The organism is Rhodococcus koreensis (assembly GCF_900105905.1).
In the GTDB taxonomy this organism is placed as follows: domain Bacteria; phylum Actinomycetota; class Actinomycetes; order Mycobacteriales; family Mycobacteriaceae; genus Rhodococcus_F; species Rhodococcus_F koreensis.
The window spans coordinates 7,745,527-7,772,500 of record NZ_FNSV01000005.1 but is presented as its reverse complement, the minus strand read 5'-3'; the positions used below and the strand labels follow the sequence as shown (position 1 = coordinate 7,772,500).

Below are 26,974 nucleotides of genomic sequence, written 5' to 3'. Positions count from 1 at the left end.
CCGGAGGCCGGTACCGTAACGCTATGGCCGTACACCTCACCAAGATCTATACCCGGACCGGCGACGACGGGACCACCGGACTCAGCGATTTCTCCCGTGTGTCGAAGAACGATCCGCGGCTGATCGCGTACGCCGACTGCGACGAGGCGAACGCCTCGATCGGGGTTGCGGTCGCGCTGGGCGACCCGCCGGAGGAGATCCGGTCGATCCTGCGGCAGATCCAGAACGACCTGTTCGATGCCGGCGCCGACCTCTCCACCCCGGTGGAGGCGGAACCGAAATACCCGCCGCTGCGCATCACCGGCGAATACATCGATCGTCTCGAAGGCTGGTGCGACGAACTGAACGAACGCCTGGAGCCGCTGAACTCCTTCATTCTCCCAGGCGGGACGGCGCTGGGCGCTCTGCTGCACGTGGCGCGGACAGTGACCCGTCGCGCCGAGCGGTCCGCGTGGGCGGCCGTCGACACCAACCCGGAGACCACCAACGCTCTTCCGGCGAAATACCTCAACCGGCTGTCGGATCTGCTGTTCATCGTCAGCAGGCTCGCGAACCCCGAGGGCGACGTGCTCTGGAAGCCGGGCGCCGGGAAGTCCTGATCAGAGACGGCGACCGCGAACCGATCGGCCGGACGGTCGCGATTCGACCCAGGACAGGAACGCGGTCAACGCTCCCCCGTCCAATGCGATCTCGTACGAGCTCCCGCGGTCCTTGACCGACAGGATGATGATCTCGTCGGACATGATGTCGAATTCGGAGCCCTCGGGGCTGCGACGACCTGCGACCTCGATGCCCTGGCGCTCGATACGCGAATCGGGGCCAGGTCGCAGACTCGACAGTTTGAAGAAGACGAGGGAGCCCTCGCCGTAGCGGATGACGCCGTGGCGCCACCCGGTGTCCCCCGGGGCAGGCGTCACCCGGAGGATCGCCGCGGTGCCACCGCGGCGCAGTACTGCAAGCCGATACAGAAAAACCGCGACGAAGGCCGCGAGCAGCACAACCAGAATGATCAACACAGTCATTCCGATTGTCACTGTTCGTCGGCTCCGTCGCGGTCTTTCTCGTGCAGCCTAGGCGCGCTCGACAGCGCGGACCCGACCCTTGGCGACAGCAATCGCCTCGAGGTCGTCTCCACTCTCTGCGAGCACGGCCTTGGCCGCTTCCACATCGATGTCCTCGGCCAAGTCGGCTGACTCGGCGAGGATCGTGACTGTCTTCGCGGTCACGGACAGGAATCCGCCGTGCACAGCAGCGACGATACGCTCACCGTCGGCCGTCGTGATCGCAACCACTCCGCCCTCGACCAGCTGTCCGAGAACCGGCTCATGCCCGGGCATGACACCGATCTCGCCCTCGGTCGTCTGTGCGCTGACGAGAGTCGCCGAACCAGACCACAACCGTCGCTCCACGGCGACGAGTTCCACGGTCATCTCAGCCATCGTCGACTACTTCCCGGCGATCTTCTTGGCTGCAGCCTCGACGTCGTCGAGTCCACCACAGCTGTTGAACGCCTGCTCGGGCAGGTGATCGAACTCGCCCTTGCAGATGCGGTCGAACGCCTCGATGGTGTCGCGGAGCGGCACCACGGAGCCGGGCTCACCGGTGAACTTCTCGGCGACGATGAAGTTCTGGCCGAGGAACTTCTGCAGACGACGGGCACGGCCGACGAGCACCTTGTCCTCTTCCTGCAGCTCGTCCATACCGAGGATGGCGATGATGTCCTGCAGTTCCTTGTACTTCTGCAGGATGCGCTTGACCTCGTTGGCGACCCGGAAGTGCTCGGCACCGACAATGCCGGGCTCCAGGATGCGGGAGGTGGAGGTCAGCGGGTCCACAGCGGGGTAGATACCCATCTGCGAGATCGGACGCGACAGCTCGGTGGTGGCATCGAGGTGCGCGAACGTCGTGGCCGGCGCCGGGTCGGTGTAGTCGTCGGCGGGAACGTAGATCGCCTGCAGCGAGGTGATGGAGCGGCCTCGCGTCGAGGTGATCCGCTCCTGCAGCTCACCCATCTCGTCAGCCAGGGTCGGCTGGTAACCCACGGCCGAAGGCATACGACCGAGCAGGGTCGACACCTCGGAACCGGCCTGGGTGAAACGGAAGATGTTGTCGATGAACAGCAACACGTCCTGACCCTGGACATCGCGGAAGTACTCCGCCATGGTCAGCGCGGACAGGGCGACGCGCATACGCGTTCCCGGCGGCTCGTCCATCTGGCCGAAGACGAGGGCGGTGTCCTGGAGGACGCCCATCTCTTCCATCTCGAGGTGAAGGTCGGTGCCCTCACGGGTGCGCTCACCGACGCCTGCGAACACCGAGGTGCCGGAGAACTCGCGGGCGATACGGGTGATCATTTCCTGGATCAGAACGGTCTTGCCGACACCGGCACCACCGAACAGACCGATCTTTCCACCCTTGACGTACGGGGTGAGGAGGTCGATGACCTTGATGCCGGTCTCGAGGATCTCCGTCTTGCCCTCGAGCTGGTCGAAGGCTGGTGGCTTGCGGTGGATGCCCCACTGCTCGCCGTCGCGACCCGTACCGGGAGCGTCGAGGCAGTCGCCCAGCGCGTTGAAGACGTGGCCCTTGACGACGTCGCCGACGGGAACCGAGATCGGCCTGCCCGTGTCGGACACCGAGGTGCCGCGGATCAGACCGTCGGTGGGCTGCATCGAGACGGTGCGCACCAGGTTGTCGCCGAGGTGCTGTGCAACCTCGAGGGTCAGCGTCTTGGCGACCGAGGGGAGCGTGATCTCGGCGTGCAGGGCGTTGAACAGTTCAGGAATGGCGCCACGCGGGAATTCAACGTCCACGACGGGACCGATGACCCGCACGACGCGGCCGGCGACGGACGAACCCGAGCCTGCCCCGTTGTTTTCGGTTACTGCTGCGGTCATTGCTTAGTCACTTCCTGCGCTCGAGGCGAGCGCATTCGCGCCGCCGACGATCTCGCTGATTTCCTGGGTGATCTGGGCCTGGCGAGCCTGGTTTGCCTGACGGCTCAACGTGTTCACCAGTTCGTTTGCGTTGTCCGTCGCGGCCTTCATGGCGGTACGACGGGCAGCCGACTCCGACGCCGCAGCATCCAGCAGCGAGGAGTAGATGCGGGTGCTGATGTACTTCGGCAGCAGGGCACCGAGCAGCTTGTCGGGTTCCGGCTCGAAGTTGTATCCGGCGACCGGTTCCGAGTTGCTGGACCCGTGACCGTTCGTCAGTATGTCTTCGCCGAGTTCGACGTGCTCCTCGGAGACCATCACCTCGAGGGGAGCCATCCGGCGAACCTCGGGAGACTGGGTCAGCATCGACACGAAGCGGGTGTAGACGATGTGCAGCTCGTCGACGCCTTCGATGGTGCCCTCACCGTTCGGCGCGGGAACCTCGGAGCCGGATCCGGCCATGAACAGGTCGACCAGGTGCCGGCTCGCCTTGGCAGCGTCGGAGTAGCCCGGATTCTGGGAGAACCCGGTCCACGCACCCCCCAGATCGCGGTCACGGAACGTGTAGTAGCCCAGGCCCTTGGATCCGAGCACGTAGATCACCGGATCCTTGCCCTCGCTGCGCAGCAGCTGGAACAGCTCCTCGGCCTCCTTGAGGACGTTGGAGTTGTATCCGCCGCACATACCGCGGTCACTGGTGACGACCAGGACCGCGGCACGCTTGGGATCGGTGCGCTCGTTGAGCAACGGGTGGTCCAGCGAAGCGGACGCGCTCGCCAGCTCCGAGAGAACCTTCGTGATCTCCTCGGCGTACGGCTTCGCCGCGGCGACGCGCGACTGTGCCTTCGTGATCCGCGAGGTCGCGATCAGTTCCTGGGCCTTGGTGATCTTCTTGGTCGAGTTGACCGACTTGATGCGAGACCTCAGTTCGAGAATGCTTGCCATCGATCGATCACTCTCCCTTCATGTTTCGCAGCATCATGGGCAGGCCGCTCACTTGCTGACGGTGGTGCGCTTGACGTTGATCTGCTCGTGGCCGACCTCGCCGGCGTCCAGAGCCTCAGCCTCGGCCTCGTTCACGACCCGGCTTCCGTCGGACGCGAGGAACGTTTCCTTGAACTTGTCGGTGGCCTCGACCAGTGCCTTGGCGTTGTCGGCGTCGAGGGCCTTGCCGCCCTTGATGCTCTCGTACACGCCGGAGGCGGTGCGGTGCAGCTCGTCGAGCAGTTCGGCCTCGAAGCGACGGACGTCGCCGACGGGCACGCTGTCGAAGACACCTTCACCGGCGAGGTAGATCGACACGATCTGGTCCTCGACGGGGATCGGGCTGTACTGATCCTGCTTGAGCAGCTCCACCAGGCGGGCGCCACGCTCGAGCTGTGCCTTCGAGGCGGCGTCCAGGTCGGAGGCGAAGGCCGAGAACGCCTCGAGCTCACGGAACTGGGCCAGCTCCAGACGCAGCGAGCCGGAAACCTTCTTCATGCCCTTGGTCTGCGCGGCGCCACCGACACGGGACACCGAGATGCCGACGTTGATGGCGGGACGGACACCCTTGTTGAACAGGTCCGACTCGAGGAACACCTGACCGTCGGTGATGGAGATGACGTTGGTCGGGATGTAGGCCGAGACGTCGTTGGCCTTGGTCTCGATGATCGGCAGCGCGGTCAGCGAGCCTCCACCCAGGGCGTCGGACAGCTTGGCCGAACGCTCCAGCAGGCGGGAGTGCAGGTAGAAGACGTCACCGGGGTATGCCTCACGTCCCGGCGGGCGACGCAGCAGCAGCGAGATGGCGCGGTACGCCTCGGCCTGCTTGGTCAGGTCGTCGAATACGACCAGGACGTGCTTGCCCTGGTACATCCAGTGCTGACCGATGGCGGAGCCGGTGTAGGGGGCGAGCCACTTGAAACCGGCGGAGTCGGAGGCCGGGGCAGCGACGATGGTGGTGTACTCCATCGCGCCCTGCTCCTCGAGGGCAGCCTTGACGCCCGCGATGGTGGAACCCTTCTGGCCGATCGCGACGTAGATGCAGCGAACCTGCTGCTTCTCGTCGCCGGTCTCCCAGTTGGCCTTCTGGTTCAGGATCGCGTCGATGCAGACGGCGGTCTTGCCCGTCTTACGGTCGCCGATGACGAGCTGACGCTGTCCGCGGCCGATCGGGGTCATCGCGTCGATGGCCTTGATGCCGGTCTGCAGCGGCTCCTCGACGGGCTGACGCTCGAGCACCGAGGCAGCCTGCAGCTCGAGGGCGCGGGTCTCGTCGCTCGCGATCTCGCCCAGGCCGTCGATCGGCTGGCCGAGCGGGTTGATGACGCGGCCGAGGAAGGCGTCGCCGACGGGTACCGACAGCACGTCGCCGGTCCGCTTGACTTCCTGGCCTTCCTGGATGTTCTCGTAATCGCCCAGGATGACGGCACCGATCTCGGTGGCATCCAGGTTGAGCGCGACGCCCAGAATTCCGCCGGGGAACTCCAGCAGTTCGTTGGCCATCGCCGAAGGCAGGCCACTGACGTGCGCGATGCCGTCGCTGGTGTCGGTCACGACGCCGACCTCTTCGCGGGAGGCCTCCGGGGAGTAGCTCGCGGTGTAGTTCTCGATCGCGCTACGGATCTCGTCGGAGGAGATCGTCAGCTCCGCCATGTTTTTCCTGCTCTCGGTGTCTGGTCTTCGAAAAGATCTGGGGTATGGGGTTCGGTTGCGGACTACTTGAGGGACTTCCGCAACGCTGCGAGACGTCCCGCTCCGCTGCCGTCGATCACCTCGTCGCCCACCCGGACGACCAAGCCGCTGAGGAGTTCAGGATCGACCTCCACGTGAACCGTCACCGGCTTCCCGTAGGTACGGGTGAGGGTGGCGGTCAGCCGATCCGACTGCTCACTGGACAGCGGAGCAGCGCTGCGCACCTTGGCGACAACGGCCTTCCGCTGTGCTGCTGCCAGATTCGACAGTTCGTCGAAGGCGTCCGCGGGTGCGGAGTTCTTCAACCGGCCCACTGCCTGGGTCGCCAATGCCTCGGAGACCGCGGTGACCTTGCCGTACAGCAGCTTGGAGAGCAGGTCACGCTTGCCCTTCGCCGGTACGGAACGGTCGGACAGTGACTGCTCGAGCTTCGGGTCACCGGCAACGATGCGGCCGAGACGGAAGAGCTCGTCCTCGACGGCGTCGAGCTGTCCCTGATCGGCCGCTGCCTTCAGCAGCGATTCCCGACCGAGGAGCACCAGCGAGTTGAGCAGGTCGGAGGTGGCGGACCAGTCCTGGCCCACTGCCACCTTCAGGACGGCGAGGGTCTCGGCGGAGACCTTGCCGCCGAACACCTGCTCGGCCAGACCTTCGCGAACGCTCCCGGGCGTCGAGGTGTCCGACAGGGCACTCCGGAGAGTGCGCTGTTCGTCCAGGATCTCGACGACCGAGAACAGTTCGGCCCCGATCTGGGCCGCGGCCGCTGTGGCTGCTCCGGCAGAGACGGATCCCAAGGCCGAAGACAACGCAGCACGGGTCTGCGTCAAGGCCTCACGGCTCGCTGCGTACATGGTGCTCACTTCCCTGCTGCGGAATTTGCGCCGATGGAGTCGAGCTCGTTCAGGAATCGATCGACCGTGCCTGCCCGCTTCACGTCGTCGGCGAGGGACTCACCGATGAGCTTCTCAGCGAGGTCGACGGCGGTGCGGCCGAGATCGCCGCGCAGTTCGGTGACGATCTGCTGACGCTGCGCAACCAGCTGGTTGTTGCCGGCGGCCACGATGCGGTCGCTTTCTTCCTGAGCCTGTGCCTTCATTTCGGCGATGATCTGCTGCCCCTGGGTGCGCGCGTCCTCACGGATCTGCGCAGCCTCGGTGCGAGCTTCGGCAAGCTGAGCGCGGTACTGCTCGAGCGCCGCCTTCGCTTCGGCCTGGGCCTCTTCGGCCCGCTTGATGCCGCCGTCGATCTGCTCGGTTCGCTCGGCAAGGACCTTCTGGAACATCGGAAGGACGTACTTCCAGAAGACGAAACCAACGATGACCAGGCAGACGATCGACCAAACGATGTCATACGTCGCGGGGAGGAGAGGGTTGTGACTCTCTTCCTCTGCCGCGAGCAATGCGATGTTGGCTGCCATGTGACGGTCTTAGAAAATGAAGCCGGCGACGAGGCCGATCAGCGCGAGGGCTTCGGTGAAGGCGATACCGAGGAACATCGTGGTACGAACCTGTCCGGCCATCTCGGGCTGGCGAACCATTCCCTCGATTGCCTTACCGACAACGATGCCCACGCCGATGCCGGGGCCGATCGCGGCGAGACCGTAGCCGATGGCTCCGAAGCCCGTCGAGCGGGTTTCCTGGACAGCTTCCTGAGCGAGGTAGGCGAGGCTCATGGTGTTCCGTTCCCTTTCTGTTGACCTCCGCCGGATTCGGCGGGAGGCTCAGTTCTTGGTGTAGCTGGTCGTGAAGCTTGTGGTGCTAGTGCGAATCCGCGTGCAGCGCCAGATCGATGTACACCGACGTGAGCAGCGCGAAGACGTAGGCCTGCAGGAAGATCACCAGCAGTTCGAAGAAGGTGAATGCAATGCCGGCGGCAAGCGAGGCCACACCGAACACGGCCTGGAACCCACCGGAGACGAAGAAGAAGTACTGGGTGGCGCTGAAGAACAGCACCAGCAGGATGTGGCCGGCCAGCATGTTGGCCATGAGACGAACCATGAGCGTGAACGGCCGGAGGACGAACGTCGAGATGAACTCGATCGGCACGAGCAGGAAGTGCAGCGGAAGCGGCACACCCGGGACGACGATGCTGCTCTTCACGTACTTGAAGAAGCCGTACTTCTTGATGCCGACGTAGTTGAACACGATGTACGCCAGGGCGGCGAGCACGAGCGGCATGCCGATGCGCGCGTTCGGCGAGATGTTGATGAAGGGGATGATGCTGCCGAGGTTGCTGGCGAGCACCAGGAAGAAGATGGTGGTGATGACCGGCAGGAAGCGCTTGCCCTGCTCCTTGCCGAGAATCTCTTCCGCGATGTTGATCCGGACGAAGTCGAGCGCGATCTCACCGATGTTCTGGACACCGCGAGGAATGATCTTCGGGCTGCGCATCGCGATGACGAAGAAGAGCATCATCAGCGCGGACAGCAGGATGCGAACCAGCATCAGGCGGTCGAGTTCGAACGGAGTCCCTTCGAACAGGACCGCGGGCGGGAAGAAGTCGTTCAGGGAAGGCGCGTGGAATTCTTCCGCGGCCACGTTGATGACGCTCAGCGTTCTCTCCCGTAGTCGGTCCGCAGCCTTCGTTGACTGCGGTTCGATCGGACATTGACGATCAAACAAGTCGACAAGCTCGACTCGCGTATTCGTCAGCTGCTGCGGACTGTTCGAGTCCAGCGTCTGTCGGTGTCGGCGACTCTCGTCGACTCGGCGGCCCTGAAAGTGCGGCCACCTACAAGCATGCAATACCGGCGAGTAACTGACTCGCACTCTCATTGCTCTCGCTTGACCCAGACCTTAGCAAGTCATCTACGACGTTGTGTAGACGGGGTCGGGGTCGATTCAATTTTACTACATCTCGTAGTACTACTTATCGTCCGAATCGGGCGATCCGGCGTCGTCCGACGGCGTGGGTTCGACGTACGGCGCCTTGGTACCGAGCACTCCGAACGTTTCCGCTCCCAGCACGATGACCAGCGAAAGCACCATGACCAGCACCAATGCCGTCTTGTCGTAGAAGTCGAGCGGTTTGAGGATCGCGAGGACCGTGATCGCGAGGATCATCTTCAGCAACCACGTACCGAGCAGTACCGCTCCCGCCGTCAGCGCCGGAAGCTTCGCGGTGAACAGCACACCGAGTGCGGTGCACAGGATGAATCCTCCCCCGACCGCCGCACCGAGAAGGGCCCCGTACAGGCCCGGCTTGCCCGCGACGAGAAAAGCGACGATCGAACCGACCACTGCCAGCACGATCAGACCGAGAACTCCGTAGCGCACGGCAGCCCGCAACGACGCGGTGTGATCAGGGGCGGAGGCAGGGGTGAACGTCACGGTCGCCAAGGGTAGTGGATCCTCGCCGGTCCGCGGCAACCCTCCCGTCAGCCCCGACGATCGTGCTGCTGTCCGCGAATCGACGGGACAGCCGTCACGACCAATGCGAAGACCAGGCCTCCCGCGACCAGGAGCACGACGACGCGACGGTCGAACAGGGCCGAACCGACCGCGCCGAACGCCAGCACACCGACCCACAAGTAGATGAGCAGCACGACGCGGCGGTGCGAGTGCCCGATCTGCAGGAGCCGGTGGTGGAGGTGCATCTTGTCGGGGCTGAACGGGCTCACCCCGGCGCGGGTTCGCCGGACCACGGCCAGCAACAGGTCGAGGATCGGAATGAACATGACGGCACCGACCAACAGCAGCGGCGAGAGCAGACCGAGCAGGTCGCGGGTGCCGTACGCGGTCAACGGAATGCGACCGGACGCGCTGGTGGAGATGGCCGCCAGCATCAGTCCGATCAGCATGGAGCCGGAGTCGCCCATGAAGATCTTGGCGGGCTGGAAGTTGTGCGGAAGGAAACCGAGACACGCACCTGCCAGGGCGGCGGCGATCAGAGCGGGCGGATAGGCGCTGACGTCGCCGCCCTGATCGTGCAGAAGTCCCACCGAGAACACGCAGATCGCGAGCGACGAGATCAGGCCGAGGCCCGCGGCGAGGCCGTCGAGGCCGTCGACGAAGTTCATGGCGTTCACCATCACCACCGCGACACCAACGGTGACGAGACCGGCCTGCAGCTGGTCGAGGATGACCGTGCTGCCGTCCCCGAACGGCATATAGACGATGAACCAGCTCACCCCCATCACGACGAGGATCCCGGCCGCGGTGACCTGGCCGACGAACTTCGTGAGCGCGTCCAGGCCCCAGCGGTCGTCGACCACCCCCACCAGCACGATCACAAACCCCGACACCAGGGCCGCGGGAATGTCGGAGGTGAACTCGAATCCCCTGGTGAGCGCGGGTAGCTGCTGCGCGAACAACAACGCGACGAGCATGCCGAGATACATGCCGACCCCGCCGAGGCGGGGCGTCGGGATGACATGGACGTCCCGGTCCCGCGGCACCGCCACTGCCCCGAACCGCAGCGCGAACAGCCGCACGGCCCCGGTGGCGAGGTAGGTCACCACCGCGGCCGTGAAGAGGACGAGCAGGAGTTCGCGCAGCGGGACACCCGCGCCCCCACCTGCTTGAGCCAGCACCACGCCGGCCGATTCGGCAGCACTCACTGGGCGGACAGACTCTCCGCCGTCACTCCGAGTACGGCGGCGACATCGCCGGTGGGCACCGCGCCTTCACGCAGGATCCGCGGGGTGGCGCCGGTGAGGTCGACGATGGTCGATGCCTGCCCCTGTTCCGCCCGGCCGCCGTCGAGGTACACGCTCGCCGATCCGCCGAGTTGCTCGCGGGCTTCCTCCACCGTCGTGGCGGGCGAGCGCCCGGAGACGTTCGCGCTCGACACCGCGAGCGGACCGACCTCACGCAGCAGTTCGAGGGCGACCGGGTGCAGCGGCATGCGCAGCATGACCGTGCCCCGGGTGTCGCCGAGATCCCATGCCAGCGAAGGCGCTTGCTCCACAACGAGACTCAGCCCGCCGGGCCAGAACGCCCGGATGAGGTCGCGCGCCTGCGGGCGCACGCTGTACACCAGGCCGTCGATCGTGTTCCACGAGCCGACGAGCACGGGCACCGGCATGTCCCGCCCGCGACCCTTGGCCCGCAGGAGGGCGGCGACGGCCTCGCTGTCGAATGCGTCCGCGCCGATTCCGTACAGCGTGTCCGTGGGGAGCACGACGAGACGCCCGGCCTTCAGCGCATTCTTGGCCGCACTCAGTCCGGCGGAGCGTGAATCGGGAAGGCCACAGTCGTAAACGGTACTCACCGGTTCATTCTTTCACCCTCGGCGTCGGCCCCTGCACGCTGCGCCTCGATATCCGTTGCGACGCGCCGGGCCACGACGAACCGCGGCTTCCCCGCCAGGTCCGGATGCTCCGCGACCTCGCCGAACACCCGGCGGGACGCGAACAGTGCCGCGACGTCGGAGCCGTTCGAGTCGTCGTGCTCGATTCCGACCGCTCCCCCGATGCGCAGCCAGCGCGCGACGTTCGAGATCATCGGCTTGATGACGGACAGACCGTCCGGTCCGGCGAACAGCGCGCTGTGCGGATCGTGGTCGGCCACCTCGGGTTCGAGTTCGACACCCTCCGGGATGTACGGCGGATTCGCGACGATCAGGTCGACCCCGCCCTCGAGCCCGGCGAGCAATGTCCGGTCCGTCACGTCGCCCTGGTACAGCCTGATCGGCGCGTCACCTGCCTGTTCGCGGGCGTCGGCATTGCGCCGGGCCCACGCGAGCGCATGCGGTTCCAGTTCGACGGCGTGTACGACGGCGTCGGGGCGGGCGTTGGCGATCGCCAGCGCGAGCGCGCCCGACCCGGTGCACAGGTCGAGGACCACCGGCGGATGCTGATCGCAGCTTCCGAGGAATGCGAGCGCCCACCCGAGCAGCAGTTCCGTCTCCGGGCGCGGCACGAAAACGCCGGGGCCGACCTCGATGTCGATGTCTCCCATGGCGGCCGTACCAAGGATGTACTGCAACGGAATCCGCTTGGCCCGCTGGTCGACCATCTTCTTGTAGGCGTCGATCACCGACTCGTCGACGAGCGGGACGAGCCCGAGCCGGGTTCGCTCCACCCCCAGCAGGTGTGCCGCGAGCAGTTCGGCGTCCGCACGGGAGCTACGCACCCCGGCCTCGTCGAGTTGCGCGGTTGCGTCGATCAGGGCCAGGCGAAGAGGAAGGCGACTCACAGGTACAGACTGCCACGCGGCCCGCCGCCCGGTGGCGCGGTCCCGGCTTCGCGGTTACTCCGCGGCGAGCCTCGCCTCACGGTCCGACTTGCCGAGCGCGTCGAGCAGGGCGTCGAGTTCGCCGTCCAGGACCGCATCCAGGTTGTGGGACTTGAACCCGATCCGGTGATCGGTGATGCGGTTCTCCGGGAAGTTGTACGTACGGATCCGCTCGGAACGGTCGACGGTGCGCACCTGGCTCTGCCTGCCCGCCGACGCCTCCGCGTCCGCGGCCTCCTCCGCCGCAGCCTGCAACCGGGCGGCGAGCACCTGCATGGCGCGGGCCTTGTTCTGCAGCTGCGAGCGTTCGTTCTGACAGGTCACGACGATGCCGGTGGGCAGGTGCGTGATCCGGACCGCGGAGTCGGTGGTGTTGACACCCTGACCACCCTTGCCCGAGGAGCGGTAGACGTCGATGCGCAGGTCGGTTTCGTCGATCTGCACCTCCTCCACCTCTTCCGGTTCCGGGTAGATGAGGACACCGGCGGCGGACGTGTGGACGCGTCCCTGCGATTCCGTCACGGGCACACGCTGCACACGGTGGACGCCGCCCTCGAACTTCAGCCGCGCCCAGACCCCGTCACGCACATCGCCCTTCGACTTGATCGACAGCGTCGCGTCCTTGTATCCGCCGAGGTCGGACACGGTCGCGTCGAGGATCTCGACGCGCCAACCGTGACGCTCGGCGTACCGGACGTACATCCGGGCCAGGTCGGAGGCGAACAACGCGGATTCCTCGCCGCCCTCCCCCGACTTCACCTCGAGCACCACGTCGTCACCGTCGTGCGGGTCGCGGGGAGCCAGGAGATCGGTGAGAGTCTTGTCCAGTTCGAGGACCTGCTCCTCGAGTGCGGGCACCTCGGCGGCGAAGCTGGAATCGTCGGCGGCGAGTTCACGCGCCGCCTCCAGATCGTCCTGCGCCGACTTGAGCCTGGTGTACGTCGCCATGATCGGTGCGAGTTCGGCGAATCGCTTGCCCGCCTTGCGGGCCGCGGAAGCGTCGTTGTGCAGGGCCGGATCCGCCAACTGCTGCTCCAGGCCGGCATGTTCGGCCAGGATGTCGTCGATGGCCGAAGGCTGGGTGGTCCCTGCCATGATTCGCTCCGCTCTGCGTTCGTTCGGGAAGTAGGCACAAAAAAGCCGACGCCCGGCCTGCAATTATCGCAGGACGGGCGTCGGCGGAACAGCTAGGACTCTGCAGATTCCTTGGCTGCGCCCTTGCCGGCACGCTTGCCGTAGCGAGCCTCGAAGCGGGCGACACGTCCACCGGTGTCGAGGATCTTCTGCTTGCCGGTGTAGAACGGGTGGCACTGCGAGCAGACCTCGACGTTGATACGCCCGGTCTCCTTGGTGCTGTGGGTCTCGAAGGTGTTGCCGCAACCACAGACCACGGTGGTGGCCACGTAATTGGGGTGAATGCCTGACTTCATGGTGTCCCTTTCAATGGTCGCCGGGTCGCCTTCGCCGTTCGAAGACGTGAACCGGAACCGGACTCAGCCGCTCAGTATGCCAGACCGCAGGTTCGCGATCCCAATCGGCATTTTGTGCTTGCGGTGTGGTCAACGCGGGTGGTCCGCGTTTTGTTCCACGGTGATTCCGGAGGGGGAAACAGCGGGGCCCGGCGACCGAAAGTCGCCGGGCCCCGCTTCGGGTCGATGATCAGTCGTCGATCGCGCCCGGAGCAGTCTTCGACACCTGCATGAGGAATTCGAGGTTGCTCTTGCTCTTCTTGAGCCGGTCGATCAGCAGATCGATGGCCTGGTGCGAATCGAGACCGGAGAGCACGCGCCGGAGCTTGTGCAGCACCGCCGCCTCGTCCGGGCTGAGCAGCAGCTCGTCCTTACGTGTGCCCGAGGGGTTCACGTCCACGGCCGGGAACACGCGGCGTTCCGCGATCTTGCGGTCCAGCTTCAGCTCGGCGTTACCGGTGCCCTTGAACTCCTCGAAGATCACGGTGTCGCCGGTGGAACCGGTCTCGACCATTGCCGTCGCGATGATCGTGAGCGAACCGCCGTTCTCGATGTTGCGCGCAGCACCGAGGAAACGCTTCGGCGGGTACAGCGCGGTCGAGTCGACACCACCGGAGAGGATACGTCCCGACGCCGGCGACGAGTTGTTGTACGCACGGCCGAGGCGGGTGATCGAGTCGAGCAGGACGACGACGTCCTTACCCGCCTCCACCAGGCGCTTCGCACGCTCGATGGCGAGCTCGGCGACCGACGTGTGGTCTCCCGGCGGGCGGTCGAAGGTCGAGGAGATGACCTCGCCCTTCACCGAACGCTGCATGTCGGTGACCTCTTCGGGACGCTCGTCGACCAGCACGACCATGAGGTAGCACTCGGGGTTGTTGGTCGCGATGGCGTTCGCGATGGCCTGCAGAACGCTGGTCTTACCGGCCTTCGGCGGGCTCACGATCAGCGCACGCTGTCCCTTGCCGATCGGCATCACCAAGTCGATGACACGCGTCGTCAGGATGTTCGGCGTCGTCTCCAGACGCAGCCGCTGATTCGGGTACAGCGGGGTGAGCTTGCCGAACTCGGGGCGCTTCTTGGCCGCTTCGACGTCGCCGCCGTTGACGGTGTCGATGCGGACCAGCGGGTTGAACTTCTGCCGCTGGTTGCCCTGGTCACCCTCGCGTCCGATCCGGACGGCGCCGGTGATGGCGTCGCCGCGACGGAGGCCGTTCTTGCGGATCAGGTTCATCGACACGTAGACGTCGTTCGGTCCGGCCAGGTAGCCGGAGGTCCGCACGAACGCGTAGTTGTCGAGGACGTCCAGGATGCCCGCGACCGGCTGCAGGACGTCGTCCTCGCGGATCTCGGTCTCGCGAACGTCACCGCCGCCGCCTTCACCGCGGTCGCGTCCACGACGACGTTCGCGGAAGCGGCGTCCGCGGCGTCCGCGACCGCCTTCCTCGTCGTCGCCGGGGCGGTTGTCGCTGGTGCGCGGGCCGTTGCCGCCCTGGCTGCGGTCGCCACGGTTGTCGCGGTCGCCCCGGTCGCCCCGGTCACCGCGGGTCTCGCCGCGATCACCACGGGTCTCGCCACGGTCGCCGCCGCGCTCACGTCGGTTGCGGTCGCCGCCCTGCTCGCCGGAGCCGTCCTGCTTCGCCGGCTTCTCGGCGGAATCCTGACGGTCCTCGGCCTGCTTGCGCTCGGCCTGCTGCGTGTCGGTGGCAGTCGCCGAGGCCGTGTCCTGGGCGTTGCCGCCCTGGTCACCCTGCTCGGGAGCGCCCGCCCGACGTGCGGATCCGCGACGCTGGCGGCCACGACGTCCGCCTTCGGCGGTGTCGGTGTCCCCTGCAGCGCCGTCGGCCGTCGCAGGTTCGGCCGTCTTGGGCTCGGCGGCCTTCTCGGCGGGTTCCGCCTGCGGAATCACTTCGAGTTCGGTCTGAGCGGACTGTTCGCGCTTGGCGCGCGTCGCTCGGGTCCGGGGAGCGGTTTCGGTCGCGGCAGCGGCCGGGGCCGCAGAGCCGCCCTGACGCTCCTTGATCGCGGCGATCAGGTCGCCCTTGCGCATCCCCGAAATGCCCTTGATGCCCAGCTCACCTGCGAGAGAGCGGAGCTCGGTGAGCACCATTCCGGACAGCCCGGCACCTCGGCGCGCGTCGGCGCGCTTTGTGGAGGCCGTCACTGATGACGCCTGTGAAGAGTCGCCTGCCTGCGCGCCAACGGTATCCACCGAGGAGGCGCGCACAGGAGCGGCGATGAGGTCCGTATCGGTCACGGAGGTCCTTTCCTTCCCTCACTCGCGCTGCGCAGAGTCGAGGGTTCGTCCCGTAATTCGGTTTCGAATACCGAATTCGGATGTGCCGTACGTAGTTGCATGTGAAGAACTGCCGGCTTGCCCGCCATCACATCACCCTTGAAACAGGCGCGTACTCGCAATCCCTACACGACAGATAGTGCGGAGGATCGTGCCAGGAGCCGTCAACCCCGATTGACCTGGAGTAATTGCCCTGGTGAAGCACCGGCGTCTGATGCGCACGATGTACGGACATTGCCCAGGATAGCTGTGAACGACCGTAGGGGCAAGGAGACGCCCCTACTGCGTGTCAGCTGGTCCGGACGCCGTCGGCTACGTCCAGTTCGAGAACCTGCAACCCCTCGGCCTCGGCCTGTGCTCGAAGATCCACGGGGAAAGGCTCCGTGGTCAATGCGAGAACGGTCGGTCCGGCTCCGGAGACGGTGGCGGCGATACCCGCCTTGCGGAGGACTGCGATCCATCGCGTCGTCAGAGGAAGGGCCGGAGCGCGCTGCGTCTGATGCAGTCGGTCCTCGGTGGCCGACATCAGAAGGTCGGGACGCTCTGTGAGCGCCACCACAGCGAGGGCCCCGCGGCTGACGTTGAACGCGGCATCCCGGTGGGGAACCGTCTCGGGCAACAGACCCCGCGTGTGGGCCGTCGACGAGCGCTCCCCCGGAACCAGTGCGACGACCCGGATCGCGGGGTGCACCTTCAGCGGGACGGCCGAGTAGATGTCGGTGGCCGCGGGGGCTCCGTCGGCCTGCTCACCCGCGCAGCTCCACGACACGACCGCGCCGCCGAGCACGCTCGCCGACGCGTTGTCGGGGTGCCCTTCGAATTCCGACGACAGCTGGACGAGCTGATCGAGCGACAGTCCGAGTTCGGGGTCGAGCTTGATCGCCAGGCCGTTGGCGGCCGCCAGTCCCCCGACGACAGCGGAGGCAGAGGACCCCAGACCGCGCGAATGGGGTATCACGTTGTGGCACACCACGTCCAGGCCGTCGGCCCACACACCGGCCGATTCCAGGCCGCGTTCGATCGCCCGGACCACGAGATGGGATGGACCCCACGGCACGTCGTCGGCGCCCTCGCCCTCGACCCGGATGTTCAGCCCCGAAGCCGTGGTCGTCACGGTGATCTCGTCGTACAGTCCGAGCGCGATGCCCAGCGTGTCGAAACCCGGGCCGAGGTTGGCGCTCGACGCAGGCACGCGAGCGGTCACGGTGAGGCCCGCGGGGAGGGTCTGTGTCATGGTGGCAGTGTGGTCCTGCGGCGTGGTGGGCGTGGGCGCCCCCACTACGCCAGCTCGAGGGCCGAGGCGACAGCGACAGGGTCGACCGGGATCGGTTGGACCTCAGGCATACCCGCCAACGCCGTGTCGGGGTCCTTGAGGCCGTTACCGGTGACCGTGCAGACGACGGTCAGCCCGGAGTCCAGCCAGCCCTCCTTGCGGGCGGCGAGCAGGCCCGCGACGCTCGCGGCCGACGCCGGTTCGACGAAGACCCCTTCGGTCCTGGCGATCAGCCGGTACGCCTCGAGGATCTCGTCGTCGGTGGCGGCCCGGAAGGCGCCGTGCGACTCTTCCTTGGCGGTGACCGCGCCGTTCCAGGATGCCGGCGAACCGATGCGGATCGCGGTCGCGATGGTCTCCGGGTCCTTCACCGGCGCACCGTGGACGAGCGGCGCCGCGCCCGCGGCCTGGACTCCGAGCATGCGGGGCTTCACGCTGGTGAGCCCGTCCGCGTAGTACTCGGAGTACCCGCGCCAGTAGGCGGTGATGTTGCCGGCGTTGCCGACCGGGAGGGCGTGCACGTCGGGCGCCTTGCCGAGGGCGTCGCAGATCTCGAACGCCGCGGTCTTCTGCCCCTCGATGCGGACCGGGTTGACCGAGTTCACGAGCCCGATCGTGGGGAATTCCGCGGTGGTCTTGCGGGCCAGTTCGAGGCAGTCGTCGAAGTTGCCCTGCACCTGGATGATCCGCGCACCGTGCATGACGGCCTGCGCGAGCTTGCCCATCGCGATCTTGCCCTGCGGCACCAGCACGGCGCAGGTCATCTTCGCCTTGGCGGCGTACGCGGCGGCGGAGGCCGACGTGTTACCCGTGGACGCACACAGGACGGCCTGCTGACCGCGGGCCAGCGCATCGGTGACGGCCATCGTCATGCCGCGGTCCTTGAACGAACCGGTGGGGTTGAGCCCCTCGACCTTCAGGTAGACGTCGCAACCGGTGATCTCCGAGAGATGCCCGGCGGGCAGCAGCGGGGTGCCGCCCTCGCGCAGGGTGACCGTCTTCCAGTTCGGTCCGATGGCGAGGCGGTCGCGGTAAGCCTCGATCAGCCCCGGCCAAGGGGTGTGAACGGGATTACGGGTGCCGGTCATTGTTCGGTGCCTTCCAGTCGCAGCACGCTGGTCACAGCGGTGACGAATTCGAGTTTGCTCAGGGCCTCAACGGTTTCCGACAGGGCAGAATCCGTCGCGACGTGGGTCACGACGACGAGGCGGGCGCCGTCGCCGGCGCCTTCCTGCCGCACGGTGGAGATACTGACGCCGTGCTGCGAGAATTCGGCAGCCACCGCCGACAGGACCCCGGCCTTGTCCGCTACCTGCATGTTGACGTAGTAGCGGGTGGGGATGTCGCCGATCGGCGCGATCTTCAGCTTGGCGTACTTGGACTCGCGGGGTCCGCGGCCGCCGTTCACCTTGTTGCGCGCGGCCATCACCAGGTCGCCCATCACGGCCGACGCGGTGGGGGCGCCGCCGGCGCCCTGACCGTAGAACATCAGGCGCCCGGCGTTCTCCGCCTCGACGACGACCGCGTTGAACGCACCGTTGACCGAGGCCAGCGGGTGCTCCAGCGGCACGAGAGCCGGGTAGACCCGCGCGGAGATCCGCTCCTTGCCCTCGGGGGTGGTGATCCGCTCGCAGATGGACAGCAGCTTGATCGTGCAGTCGAGTGCGCGTGCCGACGTCAGGTCGGCCGCGGTGATCTTGGAGATCCCCTCGCGGTACACGTCGGCGGCGGTGACCCGGGTGTGGAACGCGATCGACGCGAGGATGGCAGCCTTGGCCGCGGCGTCGTAGCCCTCCACGTCGGCGGTCGGATCGGCCTCGGCGTATCCCAGGCGTCCGGCCTCGGCGAGGGTCGCGGCGTAGTCCGCGCCGGTCTCGTCCATCGCCGACAGGATGAAGTTGGTGGTCCCGTTCACGATTCCGGCGACCTTGTTCACCCGGTCGCCCGCGAGCGACTGGATCAGCGGGCGGATCACAGGGATGGCGCCCGCCACGGCGGCCTCGAAGTAGAGGTCGACGTTGTGCAGTTCCGCGGCCTCGGCCAGTTCACCGGTGTGATCGGCGAGGAGCGCCTTGTTGGCGGTGACGACGGACTTGCCGGAGTTCAGCGCCGAGAGAATCAGCTTGCGGGGCAGATCCATGCCCCCGATCACCTCGACGACCAGGTCGACGTCGTCGCGGGCCACGAGGGACTCCGCGTCGGTGGTCTGCAACTCCTCGGGAATTCCGCGGTCCTTGCCGGGGCGGCGGACGGCCACTCCACGCAGTTCCAGCGGGGCGCCGACGCGAGCCTCGAGGTCTTCGCTGTGCTCCCGCAGGATACGCACGACCTCGCTCCCGACGTTGCCGAGGCCGAGGACGGCCACACCGATAGCGCGATGCGCCGATTCGCTCGTCACTCTTGTACCTCCAAGCTCAACAGGTCTTCCACGGTTTCCCTCCGCAGGATCACGCGCGACTGTCCGTCGCGCACCGCCACCACGGCAGGGCGGGCGAGCAGGTTGTACCTGCTCGACATCGAATAGCAGTATGCACCGGTGGCCGCGACGGCGAGCAAGTCGCCGGCGTCGATGTCCTCGGGCATCCAGGTGTCGCGGATCACGATGTCACCGGATTCGCAGTGCTTGCCGACGACGCGGGACACCACCGGCGCCGCGTCGCTGACCCGCGAGACCAGTTTGGCCTCGTACTCCGCCTGGTACAGCGCGGTGCGGATGTTGTCGCTCATACCGCCGTCGACGCTGACGTACCGGCGGGTGAGGTTGCTGCCGACGGTGACGTCCTTGATGGTGCCGACCTCGTACAGCGTCACCGTTCCCGGTCCGGCGATCGCGCGGCCGGGTTCGACGGCCAGCGTCGGCTCCGGCAGACCGGCGAGCGCCGACTCGTGGCGCACGATGTCGCCGAGTTTGGCGGCGAGCTGGTCGACCGGCGGCGGGTCGTCGGTGGGGACGTAGGAAATTCCCATGCCGCCGCCGAGGTCGATGATCGAGATCTGGGCGGTCTTCTCGACGCCGAACTCCGCGACCACGTCCCGCAGGAGCCCGATCACACGGTGCGCGGCCACCTCGAAGCCGTCGACGTCGAAGATCTGCGAGCCGATGTGACTGTGGAGACCGACGAGACGCAGGTTGTCGGCGGCGAAGACCCGCCGGACCGCGTCGATCGCCTTACCGCCGGCGAGCGAGAACCCGAACTTCTGATCCTCGTGGGCGGTGGAGATGAACTCGTGGGTGTGCGCCTCGACTCCGACCGTCACGCGGATCAGGACGTCCTGCACCACACCGGCTTCGGCGGCCACCTTGTCGAGGCGGTCGATCTCCGTGGCGGAGTCGAGCACGATGTGCCCGACCCGGGCCGACACGGCGGCGGTCAGCTCGGCGACCGATTTGTTGTTGCCGTGCATGGCAATTCGCTCCGCCGGGAATCCGGCGTGCAGCGCGACCGCGAGTTCGCCGCCCGACGCGACGTCCAGGGACAGGCCCTCGTCGGCGACCCAGCGGGCGATCTCGCCGCACAGGAACGCCTTGGACGCGTAGTGCACCCTGGCCGTCGGCCCGAAGGCGCGGGCCATGTCGCGGCAGCGGGACCGGAAGTCGTCCTCGTCGACGACGAACAGTGGGGTGCCGTACTTCTCGGCCAGTTCGGTGACCGGGATGCCCGCGAGGCTCACCACTCCGTCCGCGGCGCGGCGGGCGTTGCGGGGCCACACCTCGGGAGAGAGCGCCGCGAATGCGGCCGCGTCGGCGGGACGTTCGGGCAGACCGGGCGCGTGCAGTTGCTCGGCGTGCTTGGGACCGGCGGGGTGCGCGTTCACATCTGCTCCGGTGCGCTGACGCCGAGCAGGGCGAGACCGTTGGCCAGAACCTGACGGGACGCGTCGCACAGCGCCAGTCGCGCGATGTGCAGCGGGCCGACCTCTTCGTCGCCCTGGGGCAGGATGCGGCAGGCACCGTAGAACCGGTGATAGGCACCGGCCAGTTCCTCCAGATACCGCGCGATGCGGTGCGGCTCACGCAGATTCGCGGCGCTGGTCACGACCCGCGGGTACTCGCCGAGGGTGCGGATCAGATCGCCCTCCTGCTCCGAGATCAGCAGCGAGAAGTCGGGATCCGTGACGGCGATGCCGAGGTCGGCGGCGTTGCGGGCGATGGCCGACAGCCGGGCGTGCGCGTACTGCACGTAGTACACCGGATTCTCGTTGCCGGTGCTCGTCCACAGTTCGAGGTCGATGTCGATGCTCGAATCCACCGAAGACCGGATCATGGCGTACCGCGACGCGTCGACGCCGATCGCCTCGACCAGGTCGTCCAGGGTGATGACGGTGCCGGCACGCTTGCTCATCTTCACGGCCACGCCTTCGCGGACCAGGTTCACCATCTGCCCGATGAGTACCTCGACGGTGTCGGGGTCGTCGCCGAACGCGGCCGCGGCCGCCTTGAGCCGGCCGATGTATCCGTGGTGGTCCGCACCGAGCATGTAGATGCACAGGTCGAAGCCCCGGGAGCGCTTGTCCTGGAAGTAGGCGATGTCACCGGCGATGTACGCCGCGTTGCCGTCGCTCTTGATGACGACCCGGTCCTTGTCGTCGCCGAAGTCGGTGCTCTTGAGCCACCAGGCGCCGTCCTCCTGGAAGAGGTTGCCGGAATCCTTCAGCGTCTCGACGGCCTTCTCCACCGCGCCGGACTCGAACAGCGAGTTCTCGTGGAAGTAGACGTCGAAGTCGACGCCGAACTCGTGCAGGGTGCGCTTGATGTGCGCGAACATCAGGTCGACGCCGATGGCGCGGAAGACCTCCTGCTGCTCGCCCACGGGCAGGTCCAGCACGTCGGGGCGCTGCTGCTGCACCGCGGTGGCGATGTCGGCGATGTAGGCGCCCGCGTATCCGTCCTCGGGGGCGGGTTCGCCCTTGGCGGCGGCGATCAGCGAGCGGGAGAACCGGTCGATCTGGGCGCCGTGGTCGTTGAAGTAGTACTCGCGCGTGACCGCCGCGCCCTGGGTGGACAGGATCCGGCCCAGCGCGTCGCCCACCGCGGCCCAGCGGGTTCCACCGAGGTGGATGGGGCCGGTGGGGTTCGCGGAAACGAACTCGAGGTTGATCTTCTTGCCGTCGAGCGTGTGGCCGGACCCGAAGGCGGCACCCGCCTCGAGGATCTTCGCGACGATCGCGCCCTGCGCGTCGGCGGCCAGGCGGATGTTGAGGAAGCCCGGGCCCGCGATGTCGGCGCTGTCGATGCCCTCGGCCGCGGTCAGCGCGTCGGCGAGCCAGCCGGCCAGCTCACGCGGGTTGGTACCGACCTTCTTGGCCACCTGCATCGCGACGTTGGTGGCGTAATCGCCGTGCTCGGGATTGCGCGGACGCTCGACCGTGAGAGTTTCGGGAAGCACGGACACGTCGAGTCCGCGTTCGGCGAGCACTTTCGCGGCGGTTCCGCGGAGCAGTTCGGCAAGGTCAGCTGGAGTCACAGGTATCTATCCTATGGCCAACGCGTCCCGAGCGGTGATCCGGCTTCCCGCGAGTCCCGGCGACCGCCGGCGAGCGTGGGCCCGGCCACTCTCCCAGGTTGCGCTCAGGGTGGGTAAGTACAGTGGGATCGCCCTGAGTCCCGGCTCTCAGCTCCCGGTCACCGGGGGGTCGAGCGCCCGTAACCCACACACCGAAAGATCACAATCGATGCCAAGCGGTTCGGAAAGTCGCGGTCCCGATAAGAACTCGGGCGCGAAGTCGGCGAAGGCCATCAAGGCCGCCAAGAAGAAGAGCGGCGGCGCGAAAGTCAAGGGCGGCGCGTCCGCTCCGCGGAACATCCCGTGGCTGACGATCGGTGCCGGAGCGGCCGTTCTCGCGCTCGTGGCGGTCCTCGCGATCAACCTGGTTCCCAAGTATCAGGCCAAGGAAGAGGCCGCGAAGTACGCGCCGAGCGCCGAGAACCCCGATCCGTCGGTCAACATCGACGGCGTCGTGAAGGTCGACTACCCGGCAGGCATCCACATCCAGCCGACGCAGCGCGTCGCGTACGACCAGTCGCCGCCGTTCGGCGGCCCGCACGACGCCATCTGGGCGACGTGCACCGGCACGGTCTACCCGAACGCGATCCGCACCGAGAACGCGGTGCACTCGCTCGAGCACGGCGCCGTGTGGATCGCCTACAACCCGGACGAGCTGTCCGCCGACCAGGTCGAGACGCTGAAGGACAAGGTGGACGGCGAGACGTACACGCTGCTGTCGCCGTACCCGGGCCTCGACAGCCCCGTCTCCGTGCAGTCGTGGGGCCACCAGCTGAAGGTGGACAGCGTCGACGACGAGCGCATCGACCAGTTCATCACCGCGCTGCGGATCAACAAGAACACGTATCCCGAGGTCGGCGCGAGCTGCTCGTCCATCCCGGGCTCCGGTTTCGACCCGGACAACCCGCCGCCGTTCGACCCGTCCACGCCGGGCGCGGACGCGGTGCCGATGGACGGTGGCGGTATCAACCCCGACCAGTCGGAATCCGGCGGCGCGGGAGCGCAGCTGCCGAGCGGCATGCAGCTCCCGTCCGACCTGCAGCTACCGTCCGATCTGCAGCAGGCCCCGGCCGAGGGCGGCAATGGCTAGTTCCGCCGACACCGGGCACGGACCCGAGACCGATTCCGTCGACGAGGCGACCCCGGCCCGGCCCAGTCAGCGCACAGCGCTCCTGGTCATCGGGCTGATCGGCGCCATCGCCCTCGGATTCGCGCTCGGGTTCCTCGCCCGGCTTCCGCTCGAGGACTCCGGTACCCCGGTCCCCGAGGCCGGTTCCGTCGATGTCGGATTCGCGCAGGACATGAGCGTGCATCACAGCCAGGCGGTGGAGATGTCGGCGATTGCGCTGGCCAATGCCACCGACCCGGCGGTCCGCAGCCTCGCATACGACATCCTCACCACACAGCAGAACCAGCTCGGACAGATGCAGGGCTGGCTCGCGCTGTGGGATCAACCGGCGCTGCCGTCCGGCGGCTACATGGGCTGGATGGAGTCGGACCACTCGGACGGTCACACCCACGGGACCGCCGAGAACACGCACATGGAGTCGATGTCGAAGATGCCCGGCATGGCGTCCTCGGAGGACATGGCCGCGTTGCGTCAGGCCACCGGCCCGGCCGTCGACGTCCTGTACCTCCAGCTGATGCTGCGGCACCACCAGGGCGGGCTCCCGATGATGGAGTACGCGGCCCAGCACGCGTCGGAAGACGCGGTCCGCAGCCTCGCGCAGACGATGGTGGACACCCAGCAGAGCGAAGCGACGGTGATGACGAACATGCTCACCGCGAAGGGCGCCGCTCCCCTGCCGATGAACTGACGTCCGGCGTCACGACCACGTCCAGTCGCGCACCTCGGGCATGTCCTCGAGGTGCGCGACGACGTATTCGCCGTGCCGTTCGAGTTGCCGGAGGCAGAAGTCGGCCAACTCCGTGGCACCGGCCGGTTCGCGCCGCGTGCGGCGCAGCGCGGCGAGGGCGAGGTGGTAGCGGCTCATCCGGTTTAGCACGACCATGTCGAACGGTGTGGTCGTGGTGCCCTGTTCGCTGAAGCCGCGGACATGGAAGCGGTCCGGTGCGGGACGTCCGTGCATCAACTCGTGGACGGCGCGCGAGTACCCGTGGAACGCGAACACCACGTGGGTGTCCGCGGTGAAGAGGTCGAGGAAGGTGCGCGCGTCGAACCCGTGCGGGTGCTCGGTGGGTGTGAGCAGCCCCATCAGGTCGACGACGTTGACCACCCGGGTGACCAGTTCCGGGGTGTGTTCGCGCAGCAACTGCGCTGCGGCGAGAACTTCCTGGGTCGGGACGTCCCCGGCGGCGGCGAGCACGACGTCCGGTTCGGTGCCCGCAGAAGACTCTGTTCCCGCCCACTCCCACACCGACGCCCCGGCCGCGCAGTGCGCGTGCGCCTCCGCGAGGGTCAGGTACTGCAGGTGCGGCTGCTTGTCGACCACGACGAGGTTGACGTGATCGGTGCTGCGGAGACAGTGGTCGGCGATCGAGAGCAGGGTGTTCGAGTCCGGTGGGAGCCACACCCGGACCACGTCCGGTGCGAGTGGGATGACGGCGTCGATCATTCCCGGCCCCTGGTGGCTGAACCCGTTGTGGTCGTTGCGCCAGCAGGTGCTGGTCAGCAGGACGTTCAGCGAAGCCACCGGCGCGCGCCACGGCAGATCCACCGCATGCTGCAGCCACTTGGTGTGCTGGACGAGCATCGACACGCTCACCATCGCGAACGCCTCGTAGCTCGCGAACAGTCCGTGCCGCCCCGACAGCAGGTACCCCTCCAGCCAGCCCTCGCAGAGGTGCTCGCTGAGCACCTCCATCACCCGGCCACGGGCCGACAGTCCGTCGTCGTAGTCGGTGACCGGGAGCTGCCAGCACCGGTCGGTCACCTCGAAGACGGCGCCCAATCGGTTGCTGGACGTTTCGTCCGGGCAGAACAACCGGAAGTATCCACCGCCGTCGGGCGTGGTGGTGGCGGCGTAGAGGTCGCGGAGCAGTTCCCCGAGCACCCGGGTGGTCTCGTGGTGGGTGGTGCCGGGTTTCTCGATCGGGAGCGCGTACTTCTCCAGGGGCGGTACCGGAAGATCCGCGCGCAGGCGGCCGCCGTTCGCGTACGGCGACGAACCCATCCTCTTGTCGCCCTGCGGCGCGAGCCGCACGAGGTCCGGCACGAGTGCGCCGGACGAGTCGAACAGTTCGTCCGGGCGGTACGACCGCATCCACTCCTCGAGTTGACGCAAATGGGCCTCGTCGGTGCGGACCCCCGACAGCGGAACCTGGTGCGCCCGGTGCGTGCCCTCGACGAGCACGCCGTCGACGGTGTGCGGACCGGTCCAGCCCTTGGGGGTCCGCAGCACGATCGCCGGCCACTTGGCGGCGCTGCGCCTGCCTGCCCGCGCCTCCCGCCGAAGGTCGGAGATCGCGGTGTGGGCGTCGGTCAGCGCGCGATGCAGCGCGGGGAAGACCTGCCGCGGGTCGTCGCCCGAGACGACGACCGGCGCCCACCCCTGACCGCCGAGGAACGCTTCGACGTCGGCGTCGCTGCTGCGGCCGTGGACGGTGGGCCCGGCGATCTTCGCACCGTTGACGTGCAGGATCGGCACCACCGCACCGTCGCGTTCCGGATTGAGGAATGCGGGCAGTTTCCACGACGCGGACAGTGGTCCCGTCTCCGCCTCTCCGTCTCCGATCACGCACGCCACCAACAGATTCGGGTGGTCGAACGCCGCCCCGGCGGCGTGTGCGAGCGCATAGCCGAGTTCGCCGCCCTCGTGGATGCTGCCCGGAGTCTGCACGCTGACGTGACTCGGGATGCCGCCCGGCGTCGAGAACTGCCTGCAGAGCCGGTGGATACCGGCGGCGTCGCGGGACACGCCCGGATACACCTCCGAGTACGTCCCCTCCAGGTACGTGGCGGCGACGAGCGCCGGACCACCGTGACCGGGACCGGTCACGTAGAGACAATCGGTGTCGGTCCGGCGGATGAGACGGTTCAGCAGGGCGTAGATCATCGACAGCCCCGGACTCGTTCCCCAGTGCCCGAGCAGCCGGGGTTTGATGTGTTCCGGGCGCAACGGCTCCCGCAGAAGCGTGTTGTCCTGCAGGTAGATCTGCGCGACCGTCAGGTAGTTGGCCGCCGCCCACCACCGCAGGTCCGACTCGAGGTCGGCATCGGAATAGTGCCTGTCGGAATCCTGCGACCCCGGCTGCCGTACATCGGTCATTCTCGACCCCTCCCCAAGAGTTCGCGAGCGTCCACGTCCTCCCGACACTAGGCGTGTTCGGGCCTCTACCGGGGCGAGTCCACGAAGTAGGGGGACCGATTTGGTCGATCCCCCCACCTATGCGCTACCATTGGCCAGCCCAATCGGCACACCGGTTTTCCGGTGCGCCCCCGTAGCTCAGGGGATAGAGCGTTCGCCTCCGGAGCGAAAGGTCGCAGGTTCGAATCCTGCCGGGGGCACCACGAGAAAATGCGCCGCATTGCCGCGGCGCAGTTTTCTCTGGTGCTACCAGTCTTCCCCGAGTGTCTTCTCGGGCCTTGTCGAGAGCTGCAGCCGCGCCGGCAGATGCCGCGCACATCGATCGAACGCTGGCCTCCTCCATTGCAGGTTCCGCGGCAACAACTCTCTGCCGAAG

The 26,974-nt window shown here is 67.2% G+C and carries 25 protein-coding genes and 1 tRNA gene; 4 read left to right on the top strand and 22 right to left on the bottom strand.

Features of this window, described 5'->3' with window-relative positions:
• Positions 1 to 23 precede the first annotated feature (23 nt).
• The gene (locus BLV94_RS39905; RefSeq protein ID WP_072946138.1) at positions 24 to 599 is read left to right on the top strand and encodes a cob(I)yrinic acid a,c-diamide adenosyltransferase; all 576 of its coding nucleotides are present in this window, start codon (positions 24 to 26) and stop codon (positions 597 to 599) included.
• Here the strand turns inward: BLV94_RS39905 and BLV94_RS39900 are convergent, their stop codons facing one another.
• From BLV94_RS39900 to argS, 21 genes are all read right to left on the bottom strand, one after another.
• On the bottom strand, positions 600 to 1,022 hold the full coding sequence (locus BLV94_RS39900; RefSeq protein ID WP_072946136.1) for a DUF2550 domain-containing protein: 423 nt from the start codon (positions 1,020 to 1,022) through the stop codon (positions 600 to 602).
• A gap of 48 nt (positions 1,023 to 1,070) precedes the next feature.
• The gene (locus BLV94_RS39895) at positions 1,071 to 1,439 is read right to left on the bottom strand and encodes a F0F1 ATP synthase subunit epsilon (protein ID WP_007300053.1); all 369 of its coding nucleotides are present in this window, start codon (positions 1,437 to 1,439) and stop codon (positions 1,071 to 1,073) included.
• A gap of 6 nt (positions 1,440 to 1,445) precedes the next feature.
• A complete protein-coding gene (gene atpD, locus BLV94_RS39890) occupies positions 1,446 to 2,897 on the bottom strand; it encodes a F0F1 ATP synthase subunit beta (protein ID WP_072946134.1) in 1,452 nt (483 codons plus the stop codon).
• Positions 2,898 to 2,900: 3 nt separating this feature from the next.
• Positions 2,901 to 3,881 (bottom strand): F0F1 ATP synthase subunit gamma, encoded by a 981-nt coding sequence (locus BLV94_RS39885; RefSeq protein WP_072946132.1) that lies wholly within the window; start codon positions 3,879 to 3,881, stop codon positions 2,901 to 2,903.
• A 48-nt stretch (positions 3,882 to 3,929) separates the two neighbouring features.
• On the bottom strand, positions 3,930 to 5,573 hold the full coding sequence (atpA, locus tag BLV94_RS39880) for a F0F1 ATP synthase subunit alpha (protein ID WP_012688409.1): 1,644 nt from the start codon (positions 5,571 to 5,573) through the stop codon (positions 3,930 to 3,932).
• Between the two features lie 62 nt (positions 5,574 to 5,635).
• Entirely contained in the window at positions 5,636 to 6,463 is an 828-nt protein-coding gene (locus BLV94_RS39875; protein WP_174705532.1) for a F0F1 ATP synthase subunit delta, read from the bottom strand.
• 5 nt (positions 6,464 to 6,468) lie between these two features.
• Complete coding sequence (locus BLV94_RS39870) at positions 6,469 to 7,029, bottom strand: F0F1 ATP synthase subunit B (protein ID WP_072946127.1); 561 nt, start codon at positions 7,027 to 7,029, stop codon at positions 6,469 to 6,471.
• 9 nt (positions 7,030 to 7,038) lie between these two features.
• Entirely contained in the window at positions 7,039 to 7,284 is a 246-nt protein-coding gene (locus BLV94_RS39865) for an ATP synthase F0 subunit C (RefSeq protein WP_072946125.1), read from the bottom strand.
• Between the two features lie 85 nt (positions 7,285 to 7,369).
• Positions 7,370 to 8,155: a F0F1 ATP synthase subunit A gene (gene atpB, locus BLV94_RS39860; protein WP_371851572.1), complete on the bottom strand. Its 786-nt coding sequence runs from the start codon at positions 8,153 to 8,155 to the stop codon at positions 7,370 to 7,372.
• A gap of 321 nt (positions 8,156 to 8,476) precedes the next feature.
• Entirely contained in the window at positions 8,477 to 8,950 is a 474-nt protein-coding gene (locus tag BLV94_RS39855; protein ID WP_072946122.1) for a Cg1360 family ATP-synthase-associated protein, read from the bottom strand.
• A gap of 38 nt (positions 8,951 to 8,988) precedes the next feature.
• On the bottom strand, positions 8,989 to 10,170 hold the full coding sequence (locus BLV94_RS39850; RefSeq protein WP_072946120.1) for a glycosyltransferase family 4 protein: 1,182 nt from the start codon (positions 10,168 to 10,170) through the stop codon (positions 8,989 to 8,991).
• A complete protein-coding gene (locus tag BLV94_RS39845) occupies positions 10,167 to 10,823 on the bottom strand; it encodes an L-threonylcarbamoyladenylate synthase (protein WP_072946118.1) in 657 nt (218 codons plus the stop codon). Before BLV94_RS39845 ends, BLV94_RS39850 begins: the two co-directional genes overlap by 4 nt.
• Positions 10,820 to 11,749 carry a peptide chain release factor N(5)-glutamine methyltransferase gene (prmC, locus tag BLV94_RS39840; protein WP_072946115.1) on the bottom strand — a complete coding sequence of 310 codons (930 nt, stop codon included), beginning with the start codon at positions 11,747 to 11,749 and terminating at the stop codon, positions 10,820 to 10,822. The genes BLV94_RS39845 and prmC overlap by 4 nt, the downstream gene beginning before the upstream one ends.
• Positions 11,750 to 11,803: 54 nt before the next feature.
• Positions 11,804 to 12,883 carry a peptide chain release factor 1 gene (gene prfA / locus BLV94_RS39835; protein WP_072946113.1) on the bottom strand — a complete coding sequence of 360 codons (1,080 nt, stop codon included), beginning with the start codon at positions 12,881 to 12,883 and terminating at the stop codon, positions 11,804 to 11,806.
• 92 nt (positions 12,884 to 12,975) lie between these two features.
• On the bottom strand, positions 12,976 to 13,218 hold the full coding sequence (gene rpmE / locus BLV94_RS39830) for a 50S ribosomal protein L31 (protein ID WP_005252948.1): 243 nt from the start codon (positions 13,216 to 13,218) through the stop codon (positions 12,976 to 12,978).
• A gap of 229 nt (positions 13,219 to 13,447) precedes the next feature.
• Positions 13,448 to 15,514 carry a transcription termination factor Rho gene (gene rho / locus BLV94_RS39825; protein WP_072946111.1) on the bottom strand — a complete coding sequence of 689 codons (2,067 nt, stop codon included), beginning with the start codon at positions 15,512 to 15,514 and terminating at the stop codon, positions 13,448 to 13,450.
• 328 nt (positions 15,515 to 15,842) lie between these two features.
• Positions 15,843 to 16,787, bottom strand: coding sequence for a homoserine kinase (gene thrB / locus BLV94_RS39820; protein ID WP_072946179.1), 945 nt, complete (start codon positions 16,785 to 16,787; stop codon positions 15,843 to 15,845).
• 44 nt (positions 16,788 to 16,831) lie between these two features.
• On the bottom strand, positions 16,832 to 17,914 hold the full coding sequence (thrC, locus tag BLV94_RS39815; RefSeq protein ID WP_072946109.1) for a threonine synthase: 1,083 nt from the start codon (positions 17,912 to 17,914) through the stop codon (positions 16,832 to 16,834).
• The gene (locus BLV94_RS39810) at positions 17,911 to 19,224 is read right to left on the bottom strand and encodes a homoserine dehydrogenase (protein WP_005264470.1); all 1,314 of its coding nucleotides are present in this window, start codon (positions 19,222 to 19,224) and stop codon (positions 17,911 to 17,913) included. Before BLV94_RS39810 ends, thrC begins: the two co-directional genes overlap by 4 nt.
• Entirely contained in the window at positions 19,221 to 20,642 is a 1,422-nt protein-coding gene (gene lysA, locus BLV94_RS39805; protein ID WP_072946106.1) for a diaminopimelate decarboxylase, read from the bottom strand. The genes BLV94_RS39810 and lysA overlap by 4 nt, the downstream gene beginning before the upstream one ends.
• Positions 20,639 to 22,291, bottom strand: coding sequence for an arginine--tRNA ligase (argS, locus tag BLV94_RS39800; protein ID WP_072946104.1), 1,653 nt, complete (start codon positions 22,289 to 22,291; stop codon positions 20,639 to 20,641). The genes lysA and argS overlap by 4 nt, the downstream gene beginning before the upstream one ends.
• A 208-nt stretch (positions 22,292 to 22,499) precedes the next feature.
• Between argS and BLV94_RS39795 the strand changes: the two genes are divergently transcribed.
• Complete coding sequence (locus tag BLV94_RS39795; protein ID WP_072946102.1) at positions 22,500 to 23,420, top strand: DUF3105 domain-containing protein; 921 nt, start codon at positions 22,500 to 22,502, stop codon at positions 23,418 to 23,420.
• Positions 23,413 to 24,147 carry a DUF305 domain-containing protein gene (locus BLV94_RS39790; protein WP_072946100.1) on the top strand — a complete coding sequence of 245 codons (735 nt, stop codon included), beginning with the start codon at positions 23,413 to 23,415 and terminating at the stop codon, positions 24,145 to 24,147. Before BLV94_RS39795 ends, BLV94_RS39790 begins: the two co-directional genes overlap by 8 nt.
• Positions 24,148 to 24,156: 9 nt before the next feature.
• Here BLV94_RS39790 and BLV94_RS39785 read toward each other — a convergent pair whose 3' ends face one another.
• Positions 24,157 to 26,559, bottom strand: a complete 2,403-nt coding sequence (locus BLV94_RS39785) for a phosphoketolase family protein (RefSeq protein ID WP_072946097.1) — start codon at positions 26,557 to 26,559, stop codon at positions 24,157 to 24,159.
• A 166-nt stretch (positions 26,560 to 26,725) separates the two neighbouring features.
• Here BLV94_RS39785 and BLV94_RS39780 point away from each other — a divergent pair.
• Positions 26,726 to 26,801 (top strand) — tRNA-Arg (locus BLV94_RS39780).
• Positions 26,802 to 26,974: the final 173 nt, after the last annotated feature.

Excerpts from the sequence above, each read along its gene's own strand:
- BLV94_RS39905 (WP_072946138.1), top strand. The coding sequence starts at position 24 with ATGGCCGTACACCTCACCAAGATCTATACCCGGACCGGCGACGACGGG.
- BLV94_RS39900 (WP_072946136.1), bottom strand. The coding sequence starts at position 1,022 with ATGACTGTGTTGATCATTCTGGTTGTGCTGCTCGCGGCCTTCGTCGCG.
- BLV94_RS39895 (WP_007300053.1), bottom strand. The coding sequence starts at position 1,439 with ATGGCTGAGATGACCGTGGAACTCGTCGCCGTGGAGCGACGGTTGTGG.
- atpD (WP_072946134.1), bottom strand. The coding sequence starts at position 2,897 with ATGACCGCAGCAGTAACCGAAAACAACGGGGCAGGCTCGGGTTCGTCC.
- BLV94_RS39885 (WP_072946132.1), bottom strand. The coding sequence starts at position 3,881 with ATGGCAAGCATTCTCGAACTGAGGTCTCGCATCAAGTCGGTCAACTCG.
- atpA (WP_012688409.1), bottom strand. The coding sequence starts at position 5,573 with ATGGCGGAGCTGACGATCTCCTCCGACGAGATCCGTAGCGCGATCGAG.
- BLV94_RS39875 (WP_174705532.1), bottom strand. The coding sequence starts at position 6,463 with ATGTACGCAGCGAGCCGTGAGGCCTTGACGCAGACCCGTGCTGCGTTG.
- BLV94_RS39870 (WP_072946127.1), bottom strand. The coding sequence starts at position 7,029 with ATGGCAGCCAACATCGCATTGCTCGCGGCAGAGGAAGAGAGTCACAAC.
- BLV94_RS39865 (WP_072946125.1), bottom strand. The coding sequence starts at position 7,284 with ATGAGCCTCGCCTACCTCGCTCAGGAAGCTGTCCAGGAAACCCGCTCG.
- prfA (WP_072946113.1), bottom strand. The coding sequence starts at position 12,883 with ATGGCAGGGACCACCCAGCCTTCGGCCATCGACGACATCCTGGCCGAA.
- rpmE (WP_005252948.1), bottom strand. The coding sequence starts at position 13,218 with ATGAAGTCAGGCATTCACCCCAATTACGTGGCCACCACCGTGGTCTGT.
- thrB (WP_072946179.1), bottom strand. The coding sequence starts at position 16,787 with ATGACACAGACCCTCCCCGCGGGCCTCACCGTGACCGCTCGCGTGCCT.
- thrC (WP_072946109.1), bottom strand. The coding sequence starts at position 17,914 with ATGACCGGCACCCGTAATCCCGTTCACACCCCTTGGCCGGGGCTGATC.
- BLV94_RS39795 (WP_072946102.1), top strand. The coding sequence starts at position 22,500 with ATGCCAAGCGGTTCGGAAAGTCGCGGTCCCGATAAGAACTCGGGCGCG.
- BLV94_RS39790 (WP_072946100.1), top strand. The coding sequence starts at position 23,413 with ATGGCTAGTTCCGCCGACACCGGGCACGGACCCGAGACCGATTCCGTC.
- BLV94_RS39785 (WP_072946097.1), bottom strand. The coding sequence starts at position 26,559 with ATGACCGATGTACGGCAGCCGGGGTCGCAGGATTCCGACAGGCACTAT.